General features: G+C 34.5%; 16 protein-coding genes and 1 pseudogene. 9 read left to right on the forward strand and 8 right to left on the reverse strand.

Annotated features, from left to right (window positions below; translation table 11 throughout):
• Nucleotides 1-214 (forward strand): transposase (locus tag B0186_RS08200; RefSeq protein ID WP_143411945.1); only part of this gene is annotated, 214 nt, incomplete at its 5' end.
• Between the two features lie 46 nt (nucleotides 215-260).
• Here the strand turns inward: B0186_RS08200 and B0186_RS08205 are convergent.
• Both B0186_RS08205 and B0186_RS08210 read right to left on the reverse strand, forming a co-directional pair.
• A complete protein-coding gene (locus B0186_RS08205; RefSeq protein WP_078218877.1) occupies nucleotides 261-1,901 on the reverse strand; it encodes an FAD-binding protein in 1,641 nt (546 codons plus the stop codon).
• A 27-nt stretch (nucleotides 1,902-1,928) separates the two neighbouring features.
• The gene (locus tag B0186_RS08210) at nucleotides 1,929-3,452 is read right to left on the reverse strand and encodes a sodium:solute symporter family protein (protein WP_078218878.1); all 1,524 of its coding nucleotides are present in this window, start codon (nucleotides 3,450-3,452) and stop codon (nucleotides 1,929-1,931) included.
• A 178-nt stretch (nucleotides 3,453-3,630) separates the two neighbouring features.
• On the opposite strand from B0186_RS08210, the gene cra reads away from it, so the two are divergent.
• Nucleotides 3,631-4,626: a catabolite repressor/activator gene (gene cra / locus B0186_RS08215; RefSeq protein WP_078218879.1), complete on the forward strand. Its 996-nt coding sequence runs from the start codon at nucleotides 3,631-3,633 to the stop codon at nucleotides 4,624-4,626.
• Nucleotide 4,627: 1 nt separating this feature from the next.
• Here the strand turns inward: cra and B0186_RS08220 are convergent, their stop codons facing one another.
• The gene (locus B0186_RS08220) at nucleotides 4,628-5,284 is read right to left on the reverse strand and encodes a SanA/YdcF family protein (RefSeq protein WP_115073610.1); all 657 of its coding nucleotides are present in this window, start codon (nucleotides 5,282-5,284) and stop codon (nucleotides 4,628-4,630) included.
• A 235-nt stretch (nucleotides 5,285-5,519) separates the two neighbouring features.
• On the opposite strand from B0186_RS08220, the gene metX reads away from it, so the two are divergent.
• Nucleotides 5,520-6,593 carry a homoserine O-acetyltransferase MetX gene (metX, locus tag B0186_RS08225; protein WP_078218881.1) on the forward strand — a complete coding sequence of 358 codons (1,074 nt, stop codon included), beginning with the start codon at nucleotides 5,520-5,522 and terminating at the stop codon, nucleotides 6,591-6,593.
• Nucleotides 6,594-6,757: 164 nt separating this feature from the next.
• On the opposite strand, the gene B0186_RS08230 is transcribed toward metX, so the two are convergent.
• From B0186_RS08230 to B0186_RS08245, 4 genes are read right to left on the reverse strand one after another with little or no spacing between them, the layout of a single operon-like run.
• Entirely contained in the window at nucleotides 6,758-7,690 is a 933-nt protein-coding gene (locus B0186_RS08230) for a leucine-rich repeat domain-containing protein (protein WP_143411947.1), read from the reverse strand.
• A complete protein-coding gene (locus B0186_RS08235; protein ID WP_078218883.1) occupies nucleotides 7,629-8,090 on the reverse strand; it encodes a leucine-rich repeat domain-containing protein in 462 nt (153 codons plus the stop codon). The genes B0186_RS08230 and B0186_RS08235 overlap by 62 nt, the downstream gene beginning before the upstream one ends.
• Nucleotides 8,091-8,111: 21 nt before the next feature.
• Nucleotides 8,112-10,760, reverse strand: coding sequence for a PqiB family protein (locus B0186_RS08240; protein WP_078218884.1), 2,649 nt, complete (start codon nucleotides 10,758-10,760; stop codon nucleotides 8,112-8,114).
• Nucleotides 10,738-11,991 carry a paraquat-inducible protein A gene (locus B0186_RS08245; RefSeq protein ID WP_078218885.1) on the reverse strand — a complete coding sequence of 418 codons (1,254 nt, stop codon included), beginning with the start codon at nucleotides 11,989-11,991 and terminating at the stop codon, nucleotides 10,738-10,740. The genes B0186_RS08240 and B0186_RS08245 overlap by 23 nt, the downstream gene beginning before the upstream one ends.
• Before the next feature lie 211 nt (nucleotides 11,992-12,202).
• On the opposite strand from B0186_RS08245, the gene proQ reads away from it, so the two are divergent.
• From proQ to serS, 6 genes are all read left to right on the forward strand, one after another.
• Nucleotides 12,203-12,838 carry an RNA chaperone ProQ gene (proQ, locus tag B0186_RS08250; RefSeq protein WP_078218886.1) on the forward strand — a complete coding sequence of 212 codons (636 nt, stop codon included), beginning with the start codon at nucleotides 12,203-12,205 and terminating at the stop codon, nucleotides 12,836-12,838.
• Between the two features lie 81 nt (nucleotides 12,839-12,919).
• Nucleotides 12,920-14,938, forward strand: a complete 2,019-nt coding sequence (gene prc / locus B0186_RS08255) for a carboxy terminal-processing peptidase (RefSeq protein WP_078218887.1) — start codon at nucleotides 12,920-12,922, stop codon at nucleotides 14,936-14,938.
• 72 nt (nucleotides 14,939-15,010) lie between these two features.
• On the forward strand, nucleotides 15,011-16,450 hold the full coding sequence (locus B0186_RS08260) for a L,D-transpeptidase family protein (protein WP_078218888.1): 1,440 nt from the start codon (nucleotides 15,011-15,013) through the stop codon (nucleotides 16,448-16,450).
• 81 nt (nucleotides 16,451-16,531) lie between these two features.
• The gene (locus tag B0186_RS08265) at nucleotides 16,532-17,095 is read left to right on the forward strand and encodes a YcbK family protein (protein ID WP_078218889.1); all 564 of its coding nucleotides are present in this window, start codon (nucleotides 16,532-16,534) and stop codon (nucleotides 17,093-17,095) included.
• 76 nt (nucleotides 17,096-17,171) lie between these two features.
• Nucleotides 17,172-17,804 (forward strand): MBL fold metallo-hydrolase, encoded by a 633-nt coding sequence (locus B0186_RS08270; protein ID WP_078218890.1) that lies wholly within the window; start codon nucleotides 17,172-17,174, stop codon nucleotides 17,802-17,804.
• Between the two features lie 101 nt (nucleotides 17,805-17,905).
• On the forward strand, nucleotides 17,906-19,195 hold the full coding sequence (serS, locus tag B0186_RS08275) for a serine--tRNA ligase (RefSeq protein WP_078218891.1): 1,290 nt from the start codon (nucleotides 17,906-17,908) through the stop codon (nucleotides 19,193-19,195).
• Nucleotides 19,196-19,261: 66 nt separating this feature from the next.
• On the opposite strand, the pseudogene B0186_RS08280 reads toward serS, so the two are convergent.
• Nucleotides 19,262-19,765, reverse strand: a pseudogene (locus B0186_RS08280) (PLP-dependent aminotransferase family protein); the annotation flags it as partial.

The following is a 19,765-nucleotide window of genomic DNA, read 5'->3' on the forward strand; positions in this document are numbered from 1 at the left end:
ATATACGACGAATGCAGTGGAATCGCTTAATAGTGTGATTCGTCGTGTAATTAAGAAACGCAATGTGTTTCCAACGGATGATTCGGTGTTCAAAGTAATTTGGCTTGCGATGAAAGATGCCTCAAAAAAATGGACAATGCCGATTCAAAACTGGAAACTGGCGATGAATCGATTTATGATTGATTTTGGTGCTCGCTTAGACGAGCACCGTTAAGTTGAAATGGGTGTTTACACAGAATTTGGGATAGGGCCCAATTCATTTATAAATATTCTTTTTTCACCATTGTAATATCATCTTTTCTTGTGAGAATGACTTTATAAATCTCATCTGATGTATAAGGGGAATCTTTTCTATAGTGAGCACCTCTACTTTCATTTCTAGCTAGCATACTTAATAATAGTAATTTCATTGTTTCCATTCTTAAATAAACTTCTAACCCTCTTTCATAAATATTTTCTTCTATGCTGTAATTATTTTTTAAGATTTCAATATCTTTTAAAGCTTGCTCAAGTTTTGTTTTTTCTCTTTCAATGCCCATTGTGTTATTTGCAATTTTCTTTAGTTCTTCAATTAAAGCTGCGCTGGATAATCTATTCTGCCCATCACTCTTTAATAAACCTTGAATCCAAGCATGAAATTCGGATAAGAGTTGTTTATCATTAAATTCTTGTTTATTGGTTAAATCTTTAAAGTATTGCTGAATATGTTCTACTGCTTTTTTACCAAAAACCAATGCTCCACCAACAGAATTTCCACCTAATCTATTTGCACCCTCTATAGCAGATGATAATTCTCCTACCGCATATAATCCCAGTATACCAGTATATCCATTTGTGTCTATTTTTATTCCACCATTGCAACTATGTGCAAAATGAGTGATAACAATTTCGTCTTTTAGAAGATCAATGCCAATATCATCTTTAAGCCAATTTAAATATACCTTATAAAATTCTTCTTCATTTTCATAAAGTTCTTTGTTGAATTTTAACTTTGTGCCACAGGAATTTATATGTAAATCAATTTTATGACTTTCAAAATCAAAACTAAATGGTGCATAAGCACTTCTTTCTAACCAAAGTTTATTCCAATTATTATCGTCTATTCCTGGTAGTAACAATTTATTATTGAGATCATACATTCCAGAGCAATATTTTAAGGTATGTTCACCAAATAAAATATTATATTTAGGTTCTAAAAATGCAGGTATGAATTGGATAAACTCCATATTTTGAGCTTTCGCACCAGCATCTAAAGCTATGATATGTCCTGTTCCTGTAATTGTATTTGGATATAAACTATGTTTATAATTTCCCGCAATCCCTCCCGTGGCTAGAATAATTGCTTTCGTTTTAATAAATACATATTCATCTTGTTTTTTTAGAATTGCCCCAATAACGCTATCTTTATCTTTTATTATTCTTATTAATGCACTATTTTCTAAAAGCGTTAAATTTTCATATTTTTCCAAATTTTCTTGGCATTGCTTTTTAGCTTCCTTCCAATTGTTAATTAAATAAATTTCTCTAGGGTATTTAGCAAAGCAAGCAGGGCGATTATCTTTTCGTAGCCAAGGTTTGAAACCTATATTTTTTAAAAGAAAAATATTTTCTCTTATTTCATTAATATAGGCTTCTATAAGTTCAGGATTATCCATATGATTTCCCATATTAGAAATATCCTCTTTATATTTCTCTTTATCAGAAATATCCTTAGCTGTAACTTGTATCCCTAATGTTGCTTTTATGGGGAAAAAACTTGCACCACCACAAAGTTTTCCTGTTGTAGATAAACAGACTTTATTACCTGCTTTTAATGCTTGGTCTGTGGCAATTAACCCTGCAATACCACTTCCAACAATTAAAATATCAACTGCTTCTACATTAACTATGTTTAGTTCCATTTTATTCCCCATATTCAACATTATTTTCTATTGTTTAATAGTAAAGTAAGTTAAGTTATCTGTTTTTTCTTGTTTAGGAGCACCAAATATAAATGAAGCAATCCAAGCTGAAAAAACGCAGCTAGAGATAATCACGCCTGAGATAAGAATTTCAAACACTTGAGGTTTTTCATATCCTGGAATTAATTTTGATAAAATTGATGCAGGATTTCCTAAATAAACCGCTAAAATTACTGAAATAATAAATCCAACCCAAGCAGCTCTATGATCTACTTTCTTAAAGAAGATTCCAATAAGGAAAAGTCCAGCGATTGGGCCACCTAATAATCCTGTAATAGCTTGGAAATATAAGAACATATCTCCTTGTCCAGCATTTAAAAATTGTACTGCTAAAAGTGTACTTAAGATGCCCGCTATCCAACTGGTAAATTTAGCGATTTTAAGTTTTTCTTTATCAGTAATCTGTTTTTTCAACGGTGAAATAATGTCAGAAGTTACACATGTCGATAAAGAATTCAAACTTGATGATACGGTTGATTGTGCCGCAGCAAATATGGCAGCAAGAATAACTCCTGAAAGCCCACTTGGTACATAATTCACCACAAAATAAGGTAATATGGCATTACCATTTATATTTTCTGGAAGGCTTGCACTTCCGTTGAAGAATAAATATAGTGCGGTTCCCATTCCACAGAAAATGAAAATACTCATACATAATAATGGAATATTAATTAATAAGCTTTTCTTCGCTTCTTTTTCATTTTTGGTTGTATTGTATCGTTGAACAATATCTTGAGAACCAACATAAGAATAAATTGAATTTAGGAAACCACCAATCAATATGCCAAAAAGCGTCATTCCACTTAATGAGATTTCCCAAGCATTTTCAGGAAGTGCCTTATGATTTTCCACTAAAATATCAAAGCCGTGGAATATGCCACCAGGCACAGAAAAATATCCAATTAGAATAATTAATAATGCTCCGAATAGTAGAACGATGGTTTGCATTGCATCTGACCAAACAACAGCTTCAATCCCACCCATAGAGGTATAAACAACACATAAAAATGCGACAATAACTAATAGTAAGGTTGGATTTATTTCTGGAAGAGCTTCTTTTAGGGCTAAAGTTGGAAGATATAACACAACTGCCATTCTAATAAGATGGAATATGATAAAAGAGATACTACCAATCCATCTAAAATTATGATCAAAACGCTTTCCTAAATATTCATAAGCGGTTGTCACTTGTATTTTACGGAAAAATGGAACAAAAACATAAGCTGCCCAAATTACCATTAAAATAATCCCTAAAGGCGCCATACCTAGAATAGCACCATTATGGAAGACAGAAGCAGGGATTGCGATAAAAGACAAAGACGATAATGCTGTTGCATATATACTGCAAGCATTCACCCAAGATGGAATGCGTCCACTTGCAGTAAAATAATCTTGCGTAGATTTATTTTTATTAGAAAAATAAACGCCTATACCAACAATAAATAGAAAATATCCAGCTAGTACAAGCCAGTTACTCCAATGCCAACTCATAATTTTCTCCTAATGATGTGTTAATTGGGATTTTAGAATATACGCTCCAAAAAAAAAATAAAGATGGAGTTATTATTTTTTTTAGATTATGTGAACTAGATCAAATAATTTAACTTTACTCTTTGAGTAAGTAAAAGTGCGGTCTATAATTTTCGGCATTTTGTTGTGGGAGATTGGTATGAAGTTAGATGAAATTGCAAAGTTAGCAGGGGTTTCTAGAACGACTGTTAGTTATGTGATCAACGGTAAAGCAAAAAAATATCGGGTGAGTGATCGCACAATTGAGAAAGTAAAATCTGTTATTAAGCAATATGATTTTAAGCCTAATATTATGGCGGCAGGATTGCGTGCTGGGAAGACGTACAGTATTGGCTTGATTATTCCAGATCTTGAAAATACGAGCGAGTTATGCAAAATTGCTAATTTATTAGAAAGTAAATTTAGAGAGAGAGGTTATCAGTTATTAATTACTTGTACTAATGATAACCAGGATATTGAATTGCAATGTGCGAAACATTTAATTCAACGTCAAGTTGATGCTTTGCTTGTATCTAGTGCTTTGCCTGCTGATACTGTTTTTTACAATGAATATGCACAGATACCTATTTTGGGATTTGATCGTTATTTGAATGGAAAACATGTAACAAATGTATTGGGCGATGATGAAAATGATGCGCAATGTTTAGCCGATAATTTATTTAAGAAACAATCTTACTCCAAGGTTTTATTCCTAAGTGCATTAGTATCTTTACCTGTTAGCCAAGCTCGTGAGAGAGGTTTTCATAAAGCCTTTTCCTCACATAACAATATTGCCGTTGATTATTTGTATGTTGCACAATTTAATAAAGCGGTGGCTAAAAGTGCGGTGGAAAAATGGCTAGAAAATAATGAGGTGCCAGAAGCTATTTTTTGTACTTCATTGACTTTATTGCAAGGATTTTTTCAAGCGTTATTAGATAAATTGGGCGAAATTCCTAAATCTTTAGTGATTGCGACTTTTGGTCATCATGAAATGTTGGAGATCTTAAGTAACCCAGTCGTTTGTATGGTGCAGGACTATCAAAAAATTGTGCAAACACTTATTAATTTATCTTTAAATGAATTAGAAGATCGCCAGTTAGGTAGTGATACCAATAGTATTCAACGTAAAGTGGTATATCATCATTATGATTAAATTACATCTGTGTTTGTACTGGCGTAGGCAATGGTTCTGGCTTTCCTAAAAAATAAGGCTCTTTTTCTAATAAGACATCTAAAACAGCTTTTACTCGAGCAAATAACTCACGGAAACGTACTAAAAAATAATTTGATGGATGTTCGGCGGCAAAACAGATTGCATCAATATTGTAAAATTTGGCAATAAATAGTGCTCGTTCACAATGGAATTGTTGGCTAATAATTGTCATTGGTTGTGCTTTAAAAACTTTATCAGCGCGAATAACAGAGTCTAAAGTTCTAAAGCCAGCAAAGTCCATATACATAAATTCTTCAGGAATATTCATTTTACGCAGATCTTTAAACATAGTCATAGGTTCATTGTATTGAACTGTTCTGTTATCTCCGCTTAGAAGCAAATAATCAATTTTCTTTTCTTTAAACATTTCTGCGCTAGCAAGTAATCGATTGTAGTAATAAAGATTTAAGTTATTTTTACTAAAGTATTTTGAGGTTCCTAATACAACACCATAAGGGCGATAAGGGAGATCATTGATATTGTCATAAACTCGATCTTGTACATACCATGCCACACCACGATCAACTAAAACTAAGAATACAAAAGCAAAGATCATAAAAGCTAAACCATAATGGAGTAGGAGCTTGAGAAGTTTCATAATCCATTGTGTGATAGGTAAATTCTTTAAATTAGTACGCATGCTTTTATGTATAACCAGTTGAGGAAGGTACAAAATAATGAAAAAAAAGGCTAAATACAAGTAAATTTTCAATAAAACGTCTAGATGTTTAGACGGCTAAATATTCCTTGACAATGAAACTGAGTATCGGTAGTTTATCCCCATTCGATTTATAAAAGAGCGGTGCTTTTCGCTGGAATTTTTGAGAAAACTCATGGCTGTACAGACTTTAACGCTTTTCACAGATGAACCATTGTATTTAGTTCAAGGTGGGCAATTAAATCACATTGAAGTGGCTTATCAAACCTATGGAACCTTAAATGAAAACAAGACGAATGTTATTTTAATTTGTCACGCTTTGACTGGCGATGCGGAGCCTTATTTTGTCGAACAATCTAAAAATGGTTGGTGGCAAAGCTTTATGGGAGAAGGATTAGCACTTGATACAAGCAAGTATTTTTTTATTTGTTCTAATGTACTAGGTGGTTGTAAAGGTACAACAGGCCCATCCTCAATTAACCCTGAAACCAATAAACCTTACGGTAGCCAGTTTCCCAATATTATTGTGCAGGATATCGTGAAGGTTCAGCGAGAATTACTTAACAAGCTAGGTATAGAACAACTTTATGCAGTGATTGGTGGATCATTTGGTGGCATGCAAGCAACACAATGGGCAATTGATTATCCTGATTGTGTGCATAGAGTCGTCAATCTTTGTTCATCTCTTTATCTAAGTGCGGAGGCAATTGGCTTTAATCATGTCATGCGTCAAGCAATAATTAATGACCCTAATTTTAATCATGGCGATTATTATGATGCCGAACCGCCAAGAGAAGGGTTATCTATTGCTAGAATGTTAGGAATGCTCACTTATCGCACTGATATTCAGCTTGCCAAAGCCTTTGGGCGAGCAACAAAAGGTGAGCCTCAGTATTGGGGGGATTATTTCCAAGTAGAATCTTATCTCACTTATCAAGGGAAAAAATTTTTAGAGCGCTTTGATGCAAATAGTTATTTACATCTATTACGAGCGCTAGATTTATATGATCCTGCTTTTACCTATGATGATATCAAGTCTGCATTGAGCCGTATAAAAGCACGCTATACCTTAGTTGCCGTAACCACTGACCAACTATTTAAATTAACGGATTTACATAAAAGCAAAGCCTTGTTGGAACAAAGTGGAGTGAATTTAGATTATTACGAGTTCCCTTCTGATTATGGTCATGATGCTTTTTTAGTAGATTATGATTTTTTTGAAAGTAAGATCATGGCTGGTTTGGTATGATTTTAAAATGTATAAGATAAGATTTTAATTATTTCCTAGTATTCAAAAAAGAGCGGTGAACATATGAGTTTTTCATTTTTTCTCCATATTTCAGAAAAGGTGGCTTAAAGCCTTTTGCTATAAGGCTTTAAGCTGGTTTTTTGCAACTATTTGTCCATTACACATTATAAAAAAAAAATATCGCAATTAGGGAGCTTAGATTGTAGCCAGTCAATGTCCTGCTGAGTAATGGGAGAAAGGGGATTGTTGTTCAGGTTTAACCTTTCCAAATTCTTTAATTTAGTTAAAGGCGAAATATCTTGGATTGGGTTACCTTCAAGATTAATCCAAGTCAACTGGGTTAGCTTGCTTAAAGCTGAAATATCTTGAATTTTGTTATTGCTAAGTGAAATAACTTCCAAGCTAGCTAAATGACTTAACGATGAGATATCTTGAATGTTATTATTAGCAAGTGAAATACTTTCCAAGCTAGTTAAACTACTTAACGATGAAATATCTTGAATTTTGTTATTGCTAAGTGAAATACTTTCCAAGCTAGTTAAACTACTTAATGATGAAATATCTTGGATTTGATTACCAGGAAGATAGAGAGTTCTTAATTTAGTTAATTTCTCTAAGCCAGAAAGAGCTTGAATGTTGTTAGAGCTAAGAGCAAGCCACTCTAAGTTAGTTAACTTCTTTAAGATTGAAAGGTCTTGAATGTTGTTAGAGCTAAGGTCAAGCCTGTCTAACTGAGTTAACTTCGCCAACGCTGAAAAATCTTGAATGTTATTGTTGTCAAGATCAAGATGTGTCAACTGAGTTAGTTCCCCTAGGCTTGAAATATCTTGGAGTTGGTTGCGACTAAGATTGAGGCTCTTTAACTGCTTTAAATTGCTTAATGCAGAAATATCTTGGAGTTGGTTGCCAAAAAGGCCAAGCGATATTAACTGAGTTAAATTCCCTAAGGGGGAAATATCTTGAATTTGGTTGCAATCAAGCTCAAGGTGCTTTAAGTGCTTTAAATTCCCTAAGGCAGAAATATCGTGAATTTGATTAATGCCAAGCTCCAGCGATGTTAACTGAGTTAAATGCTCTAGAGCTGAAATATCTCTCAAAAAGGACAAGATATATTAACTGGGTTAAATTCTCCAAGGGCGAAATATCTTGGATTTTATTAGTCCGAATATAAAGGTATTTTAACTTCGTCAAATTCCTTAAGGCTGAAATATTTTTGATTTTATTATCATCAAGGCAAAGGCTTTCTAGTTGTATTAAATTCCTTAAGGCTAAAATACTTCGGATTCGATTCTCTTGAACGTCAAGTTCTGTTAATTGAGTTAAACGATCTAAGTACTCCTGTGGTTGTTGTTGAAACTCCTCTAAGGTAATTGCTAATTCGTACAAAAAAATATCTTTCCATTGTTTAGCCAGTTTATTCCAGCAAGTCATTGGGTCACTAGCTTTTGGTGAATTGGCGGTTGCTAAATTGTTTGTCATTAAAGATTTCTTAGTCATATTTGAATGCTCTATTTATTTCTATTCTTCTACTATACCCAAATTCCAATTTTCTGCTGATTTTGGGCGTTTTTCTTGTAATAAGAAACGTTGGTTTGCTTTAGCTTGTGGTTGAACGACTTTACCTGATGGCGTTGAGAATGAAATACCGCCTTTTAGTAATTGCTGTACAGTACCAGTGTTTATGGATAATCCGCTAAAACCAAGTTCCATACCGTAGCCAGAAGATACCCAAAACTCTGTATTTTGGCGGACAAAGTGTTGGTATTTTTTGGCAATGAGTAAATGCACTAAAACACGATCTCCTAATTGATTAAGCTCTAGCTTAGAAATCGTACCTACTTCTACGCCACGATACATTACAGGAGATCCTGTACTAATATTGGTAGCATCATTGGTTTCAAGAATAATTGGGAAACCATTACCATATTTGTTTGTTGGTGGCACAGATGATTGTAAATTAAAGTTTGTTTTAGTTGCGCCTTTGCCAATTTCTACATCAATATAAGGTTGCAGAAGGCTATCAATATTCTCAATACCACCCGCTGAGATTTGCGGGGAAATAATACGGAATTGACTTCCTTCTTTTGCAATCATATTCATGTAATTGGATTGGATAAGTGCGGTCGCTTTTATCTTATTTTCTTTGGTAAGGCTAATTTGCTCTATTTCGCCAATGTGTAGCCCCATATAGCGTAATGCCATACCTTTGTTTAAATTTGTGGCATCCTCAGCGGTAAAGGTAAGAACTTGCCCTGCAGATTTTGCTCTAAGCTCATTGTCATAAAGGGTTTTATTTTTACCAACTCCAGAATTATCAAAGCTAATTGCACCTTTCAATGTACGCCCAAATGGCGTTGCTTGGATACTAATCCCTTTCGGTGTTATATCAATTTGCGCTGCACTTTCTACCCAGAATATACTTTTTTCGGTCAGTAAATGCTGATATTTAGGATAAACAAATACATCTACCTCAAAGGTCTTTGAAGTTGGACGAATATCTAAAATTTTGCCTACTTCATATTGACGATAGAGAACGAGCGAGCCTTTGCTAATACTCGGTAAGTTTTTGCTTGTTAAAGTAATGCTTGGGTTTAGTACATTTTCCGTGATGCCCATTTCAGCGCTACTCAGATCTTTATATAAAGGATATTCTTTTTTTGCACTACCTTGTTTTTTCTCGCCTGGAATAACTCTAATTCCACCTTGTAGCCATTTTTCTGGGTTAGCGGCTTCCATTCTTAAGCCATTGAAATCTAAATTAATGTCAAAATTACTGGCAGCAACAAATAGAGTATCTTGATGAATAAATTGACGGTATGGCTCAGCAATGGCTACTTGAAAATTAACCTTTTCAGTTTCTGCATGAATTTTAACGATTTTGCCAATGTTTTGGTGGTTGTAATAGAGCGGTTGCCCCTCTGTAATCCCATAAGTCTCAGGCGAGGTCAGATTTATGACTAAAGTATTAGGTTGCTTGAGCAAAAGTTCATTTTCTTTAATTACATCAAATTCTGTTTGTGATTCACCTGTGCCAGCAATAACCTCAATATATTCTCCACGTAAAACTTTTTTCACATCAGTTAAATCGCCAAGAGAGAGTTTTTTGTTGCGTAATACTAGAGTTGATCCTGTTTTAAAAAGATATTTCATATTGGGATCAACTAATAATTTACCCTGTAAAATTTCTTCGTTATTTTCGACCGCACTTAATTCGGATAACACACCGATTTGTACATCTTGCGAATAAACTTTCGTTTGACCTGCATTTAATCCTGCCACATTAGGCACAATGACTTTGATTTCAATGCCTCTTTTAGCCGCTTGAATATTGGCATATAAAGTATATTGGGTATTACTTTCAGCAATAGGGCTTTCTGTTGGTGAGTCGAAGGCAACTGCACCTTGAACAATAGCATTTAAACTGTCAGCTTTAATATTGATGCCTGATAAACTTACATTGGCATTAATGCCACTAATATTCCAGAAATGACTGTCTTTTTTAACAAAGTGAGCATAGGCTTTATTGATAATGACATCCACTTCCACTTTTTTCTGATCTTTGCTGAAACGGTAATCGGCAATTTGCCCAACAGGAATTTTTTTGAAATAAACTGATGCGCCACTCGACAGCGAACCGAGATCATCTGCTAATAAATGAATTAATAAATCGCCTTCGTTAACTTGTGTTAGTGAACCTTCCGTTTCGGCAATAAATTCATTTTCTGTATCGCCATCGCCAGGTTGCAAGGTGATGTAATTACCTGAAACTAAGGCATCAATTCCAGAAATACCTGCTAAAGAAGCACTTGGTCTGACCAACCAAAATTTTGTATTTTCTTTAAGGACTCTTTTAGCTTCTGGATAAATATTCGCTGATACCTCAACTTTTTTTAAGTCACCTGTAAAATTGACTTTTTTCACTACGCCTATTTGTAATCCTTGATAGCGAATTTGAGTTTTACCAGCAACTAGGCCATCTCCATTGGTAAAAGTAATCTTTATGGTTTCGCCTTGTTCCTTGACGATTTGAAAGAATAAAATTGTGCAAATACATAGGGCGATAAAAGGTAGCAACCAAAAAGGCGATATACGCTTGGTCTGTTTAATTTTAGCTTTCAATTCTTGTTCTAAAGTTTCTGGTTGATTATCTAATTTTTTGTTTGTCATAAATATTCCAAAGTAAACGGCTATCAAATTGTGAAGTGGAAATCATGGTTAAAAACACGGTTGCCCCAAAATAAAAAGCAGCAGGACCAACTGAAAAATCAATAATTTGCCCTCTTGTGACTAATGACATCATAAGTGCAAGCACGAATAAATCGAGCATTGACCAGCGTCCAACGAAATGCACAAAATGAAGTAGGCGCATTTGTAGATGAATAGAATGTTGCCATCTAAAATGAACGGAGAACAAAAGATAACACATAATTAAAATTTTACTAATAGGGACAAAAATACTAGCCATAAACACAATGAATGCCACAAAGTAACTGCCTAAATCAATAAAGGTCAATACTCCTGACATTAGCGTATCTTCTGTTGCTACACCATTAACATATACGATGGACATAGGAAGCAGATTAGCTGGAATAATCATCACAATACCTGCCAATAAAGTTGCCCAAGTTCTTTGTAAATAAACTTCATTAGCTAAATCAAGACGCAATGAACAGCGGGGACAAATAGGACGTTGTTTTTTATCCGCATTGCTATGGCTGAAGGTATATTCACAATATTTACATACGGCAATAGAATGATTTTTTTGTTGTAGCGGTTTTTCTTGAGGATAAAAATTATTCCATAATTCAGTAGGATTAACTTTTATGAACAGCAATGTGGTTAAAAGTGCGGTAAAAATAAAAGCAATTAAATAACTATCAATATGCAAGCTAGCGTATTCTCGTACTTTAAACATGGTTACTCCTAAAGCCACCAAATAAACATCAAACATAACCCAAGGTTTTAGGTAGTTTAAGGTCAATAGTAAATTACGAGGCTTGATTTTTAAGCGCTGTGATAAGCGAAGTAAAATAATGAGCAAGGCAAAACTGATAGGCATAAACACGGCACATAAAAAGATCATAAATGCAGTGTAAGGATAACCTTGTGTTGCCATTTTCCAAACGCCTTGCCAAACTGATGCATTGATCGGCGTACCCAGTAAATCAATAGTTAATAATGGGTAGCCCAAAGCAAATGGCATCAAAATCAGAATTGCCAACGCAATGATTGCACAACGTTTCAAGCTCCAACCAGTAGTACTTTGTAATACTTTGTGGCAACGAGGACAATTTGCAGATTGATTTTTTTCTAATAAGCCAACAGAAACTAATGCATTGCAGTCAGTGCAACTGATTAGGCAATATTGAGCTTTTGATAGATCCGTTTTTTTCTGCATGTTGTCTTATTGAAGGGTTAAATAAAGGCACTATTCTAACCCAATTTATAGCGGAAATACTATTTTACATTTATAAGTAAGGGGAAAAGTGCGGTTGTTTTCTGGGGAGTTTCATTTGCTTTGATTATTAATTGTTTATTTTTTTTTGATTTAGGCTAAAATGGCGCAAGTTTTTCTATCTAAAAAGTCATTTAAGGCAGGAATATTCAACATGACTGAAGTTCAAAAATTAACAAATAACAAAGAAATCATTGCATATTTAGCAGAAAAGTTCCCTCTATGTTTTTCATTAGAAGGTGAGGCAAAACCATTAAAAATTGGTTTATTTCAGGATTTAGCTGTTGCATTAGAAAATGATGAGAAAGTAAGTAAAACGCAATTGCGTCAAGCATTACGTCAATATACGTCTAACTGGCGCTATTTACATGGCTGCCGTGCGGGTGCTGTACGTGTTGATTTAAATGGTGAGCCTGCAGGTGTTTTAGAACAAGAGCATGCTGATCATGCGGCGGTTCAATTAGCTGAGGCAAAAGCGAAATTTGCTGAAAAACGAGCTGCAGAAAAAGCGAATAATCCAAAAGTAAATAAAAAGCGTCCAGTTCGTCGATTCGAAAAGAAAACAGAAGAGGGTAATATTGTTAAGAAAAACGTTACTAAATCTCAGCACATCAAATCTAAATTTGTAAATGTAGATCTTGATAGTTTGGATAAAGGTTCTGTAGTTAGAGTTAAAGTTGGCGATAAAGCAACTAAAGCTGTCGTATTAGACGTTGTTAAAGATGGAGCTCGTGTTGAATTAGATAACGGTCTTACCTTAACGTTAAGTGCAGATCGCCTATTTATATAAATTTTATAATACTTTACTGATTGAGTTCGATGTTAGAACTTGGAATTAATTCAGTATTCTATTGCTTTAGGAAAGTATTCAATGAAACTAAGTAACAAAGCGCATTATTTGTATAAAATTATCTGTGGTATTGTTTTTTGGGGCGTTTCTCAAACTTTTGCAGTTACTCCCAAATTAAAAGCAACAGATATTGTTACTCCTCAAATTACAGATGAGAATCGTCTTGCGGCTAAACGAGCGACTGCACGTTTAATTCAATCTCATTACCAAAAAGTAGAGCTCAATGATGAAACTTCGAGTAAGGTGTTTGATCGTTATTTGAAATCTTTGGATTTCAACCGTAATACTTTTTTGCAATCAGAGATAGATGAGATGAGAGCAAAATATGCGGATAAAATTGATGATGAATTAAATGCTGGATCATTGGATATTGCCTTTGATATTTATGATTTGATGATGAAACGCCGTTATGAACGCTACCATTATGCATTATCTTTGTTAGATAAAGAGCCTAATTTGAATGGTAATGATCAAATTGAAATAGATCGAGAAAAGGCAAGTTGGCCAAAAGATAAAAATGAGCTAGATAATTTATGGTTACATCGGGTAAAAAATGATGTAATCAATTTAAAATTAAAAGGTAAAAAATGGAGTGAAATCAAGAGCAAACTGACCCAACGTTATAATTTAGCCATCCAATATTTAAGTAAAACTAAGTCAGATGATATTCTTCAGACTTATTTAAATGCTTTTGCGCGGGAAATTGATCCCCATACTAGCTATCTTGGGCCACGTACTGCGAAGAGTTTCAATGAAAGTATGAATTTATCTTTGGAGGGGATTGGAGCAACTTTGCAGTCAGAAGATGGAGAAACAACGATCAAATCTCTTGTTCCTGGTGCGCCAGCATATCGTAGCAAAAAACTCAAAGCGGGCGATAAGATTGTTGGTGTTGGACAAGCAACAGGAGAGATTGAAGATGTTGTAGGATGGCGTATTGATGATGTCGTTGACAAAATTAAAGGGAAGAAAGGTACAAGGGTTCGTTTAGAGATAGAACCAGCAAAAGGTGGAAAAACTAGAATTATTACATTAGTTCGAGATAGAGTTCGTTTAGAAGATCAGGCGGCTAAACTAACGATTGAGAAAATGTCAGGTAAAAATATTGCTATCATTAAAATACCTAGTTTTTATAATGGATTAACGGCAGATGTTCGGAAATTATTATCTGAGGTTTCTACAAAAAAATCTGATGCATTGATCATTGACTTGCGCCAAAATGGAGGCGGGTCGTTGCCTGAGGCCATTGAGTTAACTGGCTTATTTATTACTGATGGACCAGTTGTTCAAGTCCGTGATGCTCATCAGCGTATTCGTGTTTATGATGATCCTGATTCAAAACAAGTTTATTCTGGTCCGTTACTTGTTATGATTAATCGCTTTAGCGCATCAGCATCAGAGATTTTTTCAGCTGCAATGCAGGACTATAATCGTGCGATTATCATTGGTCAAAATACTTTTGGAAAAGGTACTGTCCAGCAAAGTAGATCGTTAAATTTTGTTTATGATTTGAATGATGAGCCTCTAGGTTTAATTCAGTACACTATCCAAAAATTTTATCGAATTAATGGAGGTAGCACACAGCTAAAAGGTGTTTCTCCAGATATTATTTTCCCTTCATCTATTGATGAAAAAGAGTATGGGGAAGAGAAAGAAGATAATGCTTTGCCTTGGGATAAGATTCCATCTGCATTTTATTCTGAAGTCGCTAATGCGCGTTCTAATATTGAAAAGTTAAATCAGAAACATATCCAACGTATGGGAAAAGATCCTGAATTTATAGCTTTAAATGAGGAGTTGAAAATTCGTGATGAAAGAAGGGCGAGAAAATTTTTATCCTTGAATTTTGAACAACGTAAAGCTGAAAATGACAAGGATGATCAAAGACGTTTGAAAGATCTTAATGCTAGATTTAAGCGAGAAGGTAAAAAAATCTTAAAAGATTTAGATGATTTACCAAAAGATTATGAAGCCCCTGATTTTACACTCAAAGAGGCACAAAAAATGGCCTTAGATGTAATTGAGTTGGAAAAAAAATAGTTAATGAGGTTAAGTGAAAGACTCCGCACTTTATAAAAGTGCGGTCGTTTTTTTGTTATTTAAGGAACTAAAATGCAGAAAGTAAAATTGATTAAATTCATACAATTAATACCATTTCTCTTAGGCTTTACCGCAAATCTTTATGCTCAAGAAAATGTGAGTTCTTCTGGAGATATGAAGAATATAACCTTGACAAAAAACCAACTAATAGATGAGTTAGGTAAACTTGAGTTACAGCTATCAGATGAATATCAGTTTAGGTTAGAAGAGCAACTGAAATCTTTACTTGGAGATAAAAACTTGCAATTTAAATCACATATTGCTCGTATTTATGCTGAGAATGATTATCTGCTCCTTTGGGAAAATAAACAGGCTGAAAAGTTATTTTTACGCGAGTATGCGGCTATGGTTGCAAGTGGTGTATCTAAGAGAGCAGCAGAGTCACTTGATGATATTTATAAAGAATCTCAGGTAGGTGGTTTGCTCTATGATATGTTATTAACTGATGCTTTTTTAGACTATGTTTATTATTCTAAAAATGCTAAGGAATTTGCACAAAGATGGTTCTATTCTGTTAATAGTTATAAAGCGAAAGCTCCAGCTGAGCAGGATATCCAGAATTGGTTATCATCAATAAAAAATAATGACACACTAAACTTCATTCAAGAATTAGCTCAACATAATTCGCTTTATGAGCAGATTTTAGATTATTTAGCTCGTTTAAGTGGAAATGAAAGCAAGTCTTCGTTGTATAAATTGGCTATTAATGCGCAGCGTCTAAGAGCTATTCCTGATTTTAATAATGGTATTTTTGTTAATATTCCAAGCTATCAATTACATTATTATAGAGATGGTCAGTTAGTTTTAACATCAAAAGTGATTGTTGGAAAACAAGCTCGCAAAACGCCGGTAATGTATAGTAAATTAAGCAATGTTGTTGTAAATCCCCCTTGGACTCCTACAACCCTTTTAATTAATGAAGATATTGTTCCTAAAATAAAACGTGATCCTGATTATGTGGCACGGAATGGCTATACGATAAGTGATAGCTCAGGTCAGGTCATAGATCCTCATTCGATTGATTGGAGCAGTATTGGTTCTAGATTTCCTTATAGAATTCGTCAAGCTCCAGGAGATAGCGCATTGGGCAACTATAAATTTAATATGCCTAGCTCCGATGCTATTTATTTGCATGATACTCCAAGTAGAGGATTATTTGCTAAGAAGAATAGAGCGTTAAGTTCAGGTTGCGTTCGAGTTGAAAAGTCAGATCAGTTAGCTACAATTTTATTGCAAGAAGCTGGCTGGACAGAAGAGCGCAAACAGAAAGTGCTTAGTAGCAAAAAAACAACTTCTGCGAATATTCGCTCCGACAATCCCGTTTATTTGTATTATGTAACTGCTTGGGTTGAAAATGGTGTGGTGCAAACTTTGCCAGATATTTATGGATATGATCAAACTCCAAATTTAACTTATATAAATTGGAATGTAATACAGCAGTATTTAAATTAGGTTTTGATAAAATCTTTTTGAACTAATCTTTGCGCCTTCTGTCGAAAGCAAGCGTTTGTAAATTTTAGAATGAAATAGAATATGAATGAAATTAATAAAAATCGTCGTAAATGGTTATCTTTAGGGGGAATTATTCTCGGTAGTGCATTATTACCTCAAAGTGTGTTAGCGGTATTACCAAAGACTTCAAAACCTAGAATTTTGTCTTTTAGAAATATTAATACAGGCGATACATTTCGTGGTGAGTTTTTAGTCAACAGAGGATTTTCTAGCTCTAGCTTGAAAAAAATAGACTATTTAATGCGCGATAAGCGTAATAATCAAATTCATAAAATGGATCCTCGATTGTTCCATAAGTTTGCTCGTATTCAGAGTAACTTAGGTCTAAAAAATTCAGAAATTCAAATTATTTGTGGATATCGCTCTCCCGTAAGCAATTCTGCAATGCGTCGTAGTGGACGTGGAGTAGCGAGTAATAGTTACCATACTCGTGGTCAAGCTATTGATTTTCGCATTGATGGGGTTTCATTAGCTAAGCTTCGCCAAGCAGCTGAAAACTTGAATAATGGTGGGGTAGGTTATTATCCTCGTAGTAATTTTATCCATGTGGATACAGGTCCTGTTCGTACTTGGCGTGGAAGTTAAAAATAAAAAGTTTAATATTTTCAACCGCACTTTATTCAAAGTGCGGTTTTATTATTTGTGTAAATGAGGAGATGATATGAATATTGAAATAGTACCAGTAACAGCATTTCAGCAGAATTGTTCTATTATTTGGGATGATAATAAAAATGCAGCGATTATTGATCCGGGTGGAGAATCTGCAAAATTAATTAAACGTGTAGAAGAATTAGCACTCAATCTTAAATTAATTTTACTTACCCATGGGCATATTGATCATGTCGGAGCAGCTTTAAAGCTAAAACAATATTTCAATGTGGAAATTTGGGGTTCTAACGAAAAAGATGACTTTTTATTTAAAAGTTTACCACAGCAATCTGAGAAATTTGGCTTACTTTTTGAAACAGAGGCATTTCAACCTGATAGATGGTTAAACGATGAAAATGAGGTCATTCATGTTGGAGAGATGAGTTTTGAGGTGTTACATCTTCCAGGACATACTCCAGGCCATATTGGGTTCATAGAACATAGTAAAAAAGTTGCTTTTACTGGAGATGTTTTATTTCAAAATAGTATTGGTAGAACAGATTTTCCCGGTGGTAATCATGCTGATTTAATTCAATCTATCCAAGATAAATTATGGAAACTCAATGATGATATGATTATTATTGCTGGACATGGCAGTTATACAACTATAGCACAAGAGAAAAAGCATAATCCTTATGTTCGCTAGTAAGTAAAAGGTAAATTGTTTTATTGATTTACACCTAGAACACAATTCACTAAAATAGCTAGTATTTCTTAATTAATATTGAATTCAGTAAAGGTAGAAAAATGATTGATCCAAATTTATTACGCAATAATCTCTCTGAAGTTGCAGAAAAATTAAAAGTAAGACGTGGTTTTATTCTTGATGTGGAGCAGTTTTCAAAGCTAGAAGAACAACGCAAAACTTTGCAAGTTAAAACTGAAACTTTGCAAGCTGAGCGCAATACTCGTTCTAAAGCAATCGGTGCAGCAAAAGCAAGGGGCGAGGATATTTCTAGCTTATTAACTGAAGTTGATAATATGGGCGCTGAGCTAGATACAGCAAAAGACGAGTTGGCGAATGTATTGGCTGAAATTAATCAGCTGGCGTTAACAATTCCAAATATTCCAGCCGACGAAGTGCCTTTAGGCAAAGATGATTCTGAAAATAAGGAGATTTTACGCTGGGGAACTCCAAGAGAATTTGATTTTGAAGTTAAAGATCATGTTACATTGGGTGAAACATTAGCTGGGTTAGATTTTGCAGCTGGCGTTAAATTAAGTGGCGCACGCTTTGCTGTAATGAAAGGGCAAATTGCAAGAATGCATCGTGCTTTATCACAATTTATGTTAGATCTACACACCGAACAACATGGCTATACAGAAGCTTATGTGCCTTATCTAGTTAATCATGCAACATTATATGGAACAGGCCAATTACCTAAGTTTGGTGCGGATTTATTCCATACAGATCCATTGGAAAATGAACAGCCTTATGCGTTAATTCCTACTGCGGAAGTACCGGTCACAAATTTAGTGCGTGATGAAATTATTGATGAATCAGATTTGCCAATAAAAATGACCGCACATACGCCTTGTTTCCGTTCTGAAGCTGGATCTTATGGTCGTGATACAAGAGGTTTAATTCGTATGCACCAGTTTGATAAAGTGGAGTTAGTGCAAATTGTTGAACCAGAAAAATCAATGGATGCATTAGAAGAATTGACAGGGCAAGCTGAAAAAGTATTACAACTTTTAAATTTACCATATCGTAAAGTTCTGCTTTGTACAGGGGATATGGGATTTGGCTCAGCTAAAACTTATGATTTAGAAGTATGGGTTCCGGCTCAAAATACTTATCGTGAAATTTCTTCTTGCTCAAATATGTGGGACTTCCAAGCCCGCCGTATGCAAGCTCGTTACCGTGCTAAAGGCGATAAGAAGACGCATTTAGTGCATACTTTAAATGGTTCTGGATTAGCTGTTGGCCGTACTTTAGTTGCAATCCTCGAAAATTACCAGAATGCTGATGGCTCTATTACTGTACCAGAAGTATTACGCCCTTACATGAATGGTTTAGAGGTTATTGGTAAATAACCAACTCCCATAAGATAAAAAAGCACAAGATAAAACTTGTGCTTTTGCGTTTATTATATGCTGAAATTATTGAGCAATTAAACTCGCAAATGCGATATCTGTTGCTTGCAAAGTGCAGTCAATATCTTCCTCATTATGAGTCAATGACATGAAAGCTGTCTCAAAAGCTGATGGTGCCAGATAAATCACTTGTTCTAACATCTTATAGAAAAATAGATTAAATTTTTTAAGCCTAATGCTAATTTTTCTGCCAATTGCGCTAAACGTTGCTCATTACCTTCTTTTTTCCGTTCATCCAAACTGGCAATTCCGGCTGATAATGTTCCAGCTTGGTACACAGATCCTATTGGTACAATATATTGCATTATTTTTTACCTCTAAAAGCACCAACAGACATGCAGCCTCCAATGATTTTTCCTAATATTGTAAGAGCTGACTTCACACCATAATAAGATTGTGCACCAGCTAAGGAGACACGAACTCTAGTCATTACTAATAATAAAGAGTGCACCATATTCATCACAAAGTTGACGTAAACCTTGTAAAAAATCCGGTATTATGTAGCAGTTG

The organism is Canicola haemoglobinophilus (assembly GCF_002015075.1).
GTDB lineage: Bacteria > Pseudomonadota > Gammaproteobacteria > Enterobacterales > Pasteurellaceae > Canicola > Canicola haemoglobinophilus.

Bases quoted from the DNA above. Each gene is read 5' to 3' on its own strand.
- B0186_RS08245 (WP_078218885.1), bottom strand. From the start codon at position 11,991: ATGCAGAAAAAAACGGATCTATCAAAAGCTCAATATTGCCTAATCAGT.
- B0186_RS08210 (WP_078218878.1), bottom strand. From the start codon at position 3,452: ATGAGTTGGCATTGGAGTAACTGGCTTGTACTAGCTGGATATTTTCTA.
- B0186_RS08260 (WP_078218888.1), top strand. From the start codon at position 15,011: ATGCAGAAAGTAAAATTGATTAAATTCATACAATTAATACCATTTCTC.
- B0186_RS08270 (WP_078218890.1), top strand. From the start codon at position 17,172: ATGAATATTGAAATAGTACCAGTAACAGCATTTCAGCAGAATTGTTCT.
- cra (WP_078218879.1), top strand. From the start codon at position 3,631: ATGAAGTTAGATGAAATTGCAAAGTTAGCAGGGGTTTCTAGAACGACT.
- proQ (WP_078218886.1), top strand. From the start codon at position 12,203: ATGACTGAAGTTCAAAAATTAACAAATAACAAAGAAATCATTGCATAT.
- B0186_RS08220 (WP_115073610.1), bottom strand. From the start codon at position 5,284: ATGAAACTTCTCAAGCTCCTACTCCATTATGGTTTAGCTTTTATGATC.
- serS (WP_078218891.1), top strand. From the start codon at position 17,906: ATGATTGATCCAAATTTATTACGCAATAATCTCTCTGAAGTTGCAGAA.
- B0186_RS08240 (WP_078218884.1), bottom strand. From the start codon at position 10,760: ATGACAAACAAAAAATTAGATAATCAACCAGAAACTTTAGAACAAGAA.
- prc (WP_078218887.1), top strand. From the start codon at position 12,920: ATGAAACTAAGTAACAAAGCGCATTATTTGTATAAAATTATCTGTGGT.
- B0186_RS08205 (WP_078218877.1), bottom strand. From the start codon at position 1,901: ATGGAACTAAACATAGTTAATGTAGAAGCAGTTGATATTTTAATTGTT.
- B0186_RS08235 (WP_078218883.1), bottom strand. From the start codon at position 8,090: ATGACTAAGAAATCTTTAATGACAAACAATTTAGCAACCGCCAATTCA.
- metX (WP_078218881.1), top strand. From the start codon at position 5,520: ATGGCTGTACAGACTTTAACGCTTTTCACAGATGAACCATTGTATTTA.
- B0186_RS08265 (WP_078218889.1), top strand. From the start codon at position 16,532: ATGAATGAAATTAATAAAAATCGTCGTAAATGGTTATCTTTAGGGGGA.